Source organism: Albidovulum sp. (assembly GCF_049646345.1).
In the GTDB taxonomy this organism is placed as follows: domain Bacteria; phylum Pseudomonadota; class Alphaproteobacteria; order Rhodobacterales; family Rhodobacteraceae; genus Albidovulum.
The window spans coordinates 1-1562 of record NZ_JBARVQ010000535.1 but is presented as its reverse complement, the minus strand read 5'-3'; the positions used below and the strand labels follow the sequence as shown (position 1 = coordinate 1562).

Here is a 1562-nt window from a genome sequence, read left to right as displayed (position 1 = left end):
TCCCCTCCGGTGCTTGACCTCGGTCCAGATCAGACGAAAGGGCCGCTACGCGAGCGAGACGTTCCTCCGCCGCGACGACGCCCATCGTTGGGCCCGCCAGGCGGAGACCCGGGTCGATCAGGGGCTGGCGCCGAACAAGTCGTCCGTTTCCCGCCTCCAGACCTTTGGCGACCTCATCGACCTTCATATAACCGATATGTGCGAGGTAGGGAAACCGCCGCGTCGCAGCAAGGCCGCCACGCTCACCACGCTGAAACGCGATCTTGGGAAGGAACGGATCGGGCACCTCGATCGGCAGAAGCTTATCGATTACGGCAAGATGCGTGCAGACCAAGGCGCAGGTCCGGTGACCCTCGGGATCGATATCGGCGTGATCAAGATGATCATCACCCACGCTGCAGCCGTGCACGGGCTAGACATTTCTCCGGAACCCGTTGATCTGGCGCGCGTCGCGCTCAAGCGTCTCGGCCTGATCGGCAAAGGCACCGAGAGGGATCGTCGCCCCACGACGGACGAGTTGAACCGCCTCTTCCGCTGCTTCGATGACAACGAACGCCTGACCCTGCCGATGACGCGGATCGTGAAGTTCGCCGTGGCCACTGCCATGCGGCTCGACGAGATTTGCCGCGTCGAATGGGCCGATCTCGACGTCGACCGCCGCATGCTCCTGATCCGCGACCGAAAAGACCCGCGCAACAAGACCGGAAACGACCAGCGGATCCCACTCTTCGCTGCCACCGGCTTCGACGCCTGGGCGCTGGTCACGGCGCAGGCCAAGGAATTGGGGCGCGCGAAGGGCCGCATCTTTCCCTACAACTCGAGGTCGGTCGGAACCGCCTTCCGGCGGGCCTGCGTCGAGATCAGCGTCAAGGACCTTCATTTCCACGATCTGCGCCATGAGGGCACAAGCCGCCTGTTCGAGGCCGGCTTCGCCATCGAACAGGTCTCGTTGGTCACCGGCCACAAGGACTGGAAGATGCTGCGCCGCTACACCCATATCCGCCCGGAGGCGCTGCACCGGCTGGCCGCATCGCGCGGCCCCTCCCCGCTGGGGGATCTCGCAGCGGAGTGACCCGGGAGTCAGAGGGGTGCCGTTCCGGCCCGTGACGGGTTTGGAGGGCGGGAGAGAGGCTCCCGGCCGCCCGTTTCGGAGGTTTCCCCATGAATACCGAAATTATCGATGCCGGGCGTGACATCAGCGGCGGCTACAAGGTGGACGTGTCGCGCGGCGCGAACGTGGACCGCGTGTCGTCCGAATGGTTCTCGCGGCCGGATGACGAGCGGTATCTGTCGCTCGATGATCTCTTCGCCTCGGTCAAGGGCCGGGCGGAACGGAGCCGGACGCGCACGGTGGAGAGTGCGGCGATCCGGGTTGAAGCGCATCGCGACAACCCGGAGAAGCTGGGACTTGTCCTGCCGGGCGCGGATGAACCTATCGCGCCGACGCATTGGTCCTTTGGCCAGCTCTCCAGCCTGGTCGGCGCGCCCGCGGCCTATCTGCGGCAACTGCCCGCGCCGCTGGCGGGGATCAACCTGCAATACGGGCTAACCAACCACCGGGC

Annotated in this window: 1 protein-coding gene and 1 pseudogene; both read left to right on the top strand. The window is 65.6% G+C overall.

Features of this window, described 5'->3' with window-relative positions:
- Positions 1-13 precede the first annotated feature (13 nt).
- Positions 14-1072, top strand: a complete 1059-nt coding sequence (locus WBB85_RS13710; RefSeq protein WP_432639167.1) for a site-specific integrase — start codon at positions 14-16, stop codon at positions 1070-1072.
- Positions 1073-1161: 89 nt separating this feature from the next.
- Positions 1162-1562 (top strand): annotated as a pseudogene (locus WBB85_RS13705) (DUF932 domain-containing protein); the annotation flags it as partial.